At 53.2% G+C, this 3,862-nt stretch carries 2 protein-coding genes; both read left to right on the forward strand.

Annotation, left to right across the window (positions count from 1 at the left end):
- The first annotated feature begins 195 nt into the window (after nt 1–195).
- Nucleotides 196–2,331 carry a type I secretion system permease/ATPase gene (locus SLS51_RS22565; protein WP_323840746.1) on the forward strand — a complete coding sequence of 712 codons (2,136 nt, stop codon included), beginning with the start codon at nt 196–198 and terminating at the stop codon, nt 2,329–2,331.
- Nucleotides 2,332–2,453: 122 nt separating this feature from the next.
- Nucleotides 2,454–3,862: HlyD family type I secretion periplasmic adaptor subunit (locus tag SLS51_RS22570; RefSeq protein ID WP_323840747.1), on the forward strand; the 1,409-nt coding region annotated here is incomplete at its 3' end.

Below are 3,862 nucleotides of genomic sequence, written 5' to 3' on the forward strand. Positions count from 1 at the left end.
TTGTGTGGTTAATGTCACAGTTTGTGAATATATTAAATGAAATTTATTATTATTTGATGATATAAACGCCTAATTACATGAATTGTAATTTGTTTACTAAACGGATTGCGGATATGTCTGGATAGCTTGCTAGGGGTGAGATGAATATCCAGATTTTTGATTTAAGGATTAAGTTGTCTGATGCAGGATAATGAAATGAGTACTGAGCCACCCCATTCTTCCCCGGAGCTGGATACCGGCCTGATTTGCCTGGCCATGTTGGCCAGGTTTCACAACATCGCTATATCGACTGAACAACTTTCACACGAATTTTCCACTGCCAGCCAGGGTCTTACCCTGAAAGAGCTGCTGCTGGCTGCCCGTTATTCAGGGCTGAAAGCCAGGGCTGTACACACAACACTGGCCAGACTTGAACATACGCCTTTGCCCGCCATTGCCATTGACCGAGATGGGCAATTTTTTATTTTGGCTAAGCTGGATAAAGAACAGGCTCTGATTCAGGACCCACGTTCGGCGCGCCCCGAAGTTATCAGCTTCGAGCAGCTTGAGCAGCGTTGGACAGGGCAACTGGTGCTTGTGCGTTCCAGTAACGGCCTGCCCGGAGAGACTTCACGCTTTGACTTCACTTGGTTTATCCCGGCTATCGTCAAATACCGCAAGTTGTTGGGTGAAGTTTTGTTGGGGTCTTTTGCCTTGCAGTTGTTTGCCTTGGTGACTCCGTTGTTCTTTCAGGTGGTCATGGACAAAGTACTGGTGCACCACGGCCTAACCACACTGGATGTGGTCGCGGCGGGATTGCTGGGCATCATGCTGTTCGAGTCGGCCCTGAGCGGTCTGCGTAGCTACGTGTTTGCCCATACGACCAGCCGTATTGATGTGCAGTTGGGATCGAATCTGTTTCGGCACTTGATTAATCTGCCGCTGGCTTATTTCCAGGCCCGGAGAGTCGGTGATTCTGTGGCGCGTGTACGCGAACTGGAAAACATCCGCAGCTTCCTCACCGGCAACGCCATTACCTTGATGCTCGACGTACTTTTTTCTCTGGTATTCATCCTTGTGATGTTCTATTACAGCGGCTGGTTGACCCTTGTTGTGGTGTTGTCATTGCCGCTCTATGCACTCGTCTCGGGGTTGGTTACACCTCTCTTGCGTAAGCGATTACAGGATAGCTTCACCCGCAATGCTGAGAATCAGGCATTCCTTGTCGAGACGGTCAATGGCATCGATACCCTAAAGTCAATGGCGGTTGAACCGCAGGCCATCCGTAAGTGGGACAACCAACTGGCAGCTTATGTTGCTGCCGGTTTCAAAACACAGACCTTATCCACTATCGCCAATGAAAGCGTCTCGCTTATTGGCAAGTTAGTGACGGTCGCCACACTCTGGCTCGGTGCGCGTCTCGTGATTGAGGGGCAGCTATCGGTGGGGGAACTGATCGCATTCAATATGCTGGCCGGCCGTGTCAGCGGCCCGATCATGCGCCTGGCGCAACTGTGGACCAGCTTCCAGCAGACCGGAGTCTCAGTGCAGCGCCTGGGAGATATCCTCAATTCCCGTACGGAATTGTCTCAGGCTACACGTAGCACAGTACCGCCGCTCAAGGGGCAGGTAGAGTTCGAACAGGTGCATTTTCGTTATCGGGCTGATGGTTCTGAGGTGCTGCGTGGCGTCAACTTGACCATTGGCGCGGGAGAAATCATTGGTGTAGTGGGCCGCTCCGGTTCCGGCAAAAGCACTCTGACCCGTTTGTTGCAGCGGCTCTATGTCCCGGAGCGCGGACGGGTCATGGTCGATGGCATGGACTTGGCATTGGCGGATGTGTCCTCGCTGCGTCGGCAGATTGGCGTGGTGTTGCAGGACAATATGCTATTCAACCGCAGCATTCGTGAAAACATTGCTTTAAGCGATCCGGGTGCGCCGCTCGAAATGGTCATGCACGCTGCCCGCATGGCTGGAGCTCATGAATTCATCCTTGAACTGCCCGAAGGTTACGACACCATTGTGGGGGAGCACGGCGCGTCACTTTCAGGCGGTCAACGGCAACGGGTAGCCATTGCCCGCGCCTTGATCGGCAATCCTCGCATTTTGATTTTCGACGAAGCGACCAGTGCGCTGGACTACGAGTCTGAGCGGGTGGTTCAGCAGAACATGCAAAGCATTTGCAAGGGGCGCACGGTCATCATTATCGCTCATCGGTTGTCCGCTGTACGCGACGCGCATCGTATCCTGGTGATGGATCGCGGGCAGATCGTTGAACAGGGCGCCCACGCCGAGTTACTGGCACGTCAGGACGGCCACTATTCACGGCTGTATCGAATGCAGCAGGGATGACAGGCTTCCATTTCTGGAAAGTACGATGAAAACGGCTAATAACGCAATCAATGGTTAATAACACCATCAGAGGCAGATGTGATCAAGATAAACATACTCCGATTCAAGGAAAATAATTTCAAATGAGCGCCACCCTTTCCTTATTGCAGCGTTATCGTCACGCGTGGCGTGAGTCTTGGCACCAACGTAAAAGCATGGACGTGTCGCCGCGACTGGCTCATGAATTACAGTTTTTACCGACGGCTTTAGAGTTGCAGGAAACACCGGTTCACCCAGCACCGAGAATTTTCACCTGGACCATTCTGGGTTTTGCTGTATTGGCGTTGCTCTGGGCCTACATCGGCAAAATCGAGGTCGTGGCTATCGCCCCGGGAAAGGTCGTTCCCAATGGCAAGACCAAGTTGATTCAATCCAGTGAAACGGCGGTGGTCAGAGCGATCCACGTCAATGACGGCCAGTCGGTGAAAGTTGGCGAGTTGTTGGTTGAGCTCGACCCGACGGCGGCGAGCGCCGACGTCAGCCGGATCCAGAGCGAGCTGCTGGCTGCTCGTATCGACAGTGCGCGGAGTGCCGCCATGCTCGATGCGATCAATCAACAAAAGTCGCCGGCTTCGCTGGTAGGAACGATTGACAACGCCAACCCTGAGCAGGTGCTCAGTGCCCAACGCTGGCTTCAAGGACAATATCAGGAATATCGCAGCAACCTGGAGTTGGTGGATGCCGAAATCCTCCAACGCAGTGCCGAAATCCAGTCAGCCCAATCCCAGGTGGCTAGCCTGCGAAAAACGCTGCCGATTGCGACACAATTAGCTGAGGATTACCAACGGTTATTGACGAAACAGTATGTGTCGCGGCATGAATATCTGGAAAAAGAGCAGACGCGATTGGATCTGCAACGTCAGTTAAGCGTACAGCAGGCCAGTGTCTTGCAGTACACCGCCGCTCAGGACGAGGCGCGACGTCGGCGTGAGACTGTTGTTGCGCAAAATCGCCGCGCCATGCTCGACCTGCAACAGGAAGCCAACAAAAAGGCAGCGACCCTGGTTCAGGAGCTGGCGAAGGCCCGTTATCAGGAAACTTTGACCAGCCTCAAAGCCCCGGTGGCCGGCACAGTTCAACAACTCGCTATCCATACTGTCGGTGGTGTGGTGACACCGGCTCAGCCGCTGATGGTCATCGTCCCCGCAGACCAATCGGTAGAAGTGGAGGCCAGGCTGGAAAACAAGGATGTGGGTTTTGTCCATGTTGGTCAACCGGTCACCGTCAAGGTGGAAACCTTCACTTTCACCAAGTACGGCACCGTTGACGGCGAAGTGCTCAACGTATCGAACGACGCTATCGAGGACGAAAAGCGTGGACTCATCTATAGCAGCCGTATTCGCTTGAAGTCTGATCACGTGCTGGTCAATGGTCAGCGAGTCCCACTGTCTCCGGGCATGTCGATCACGGCAGAAATAAAAACCGATCAACGTCGCGTGATCGATTACTTCTTGAGTCCATTACAGCAACATATAGATGAAAGTCTGAGAGA

This window comes from Photorhabdus africana, assembly GCF_035181445.1.
Classification (GTDB): domain Bacteria; phylum Pseudomonadota; class Gammaproteobacteria; order Enterobacterales; family Enterobacteriaceae; genus Photorhabdus; species Photorhabdus laumondii.

Excerpts from the sequence above, each read along its gene's own strand:
- SLS51_RS22565 (WP_323840746.1), top strand. The coding sequence starts at position 196 with ATGAGTACTGAGCCACCCCATTCTTCCCCGGAGCTGGATACCGGCCTG.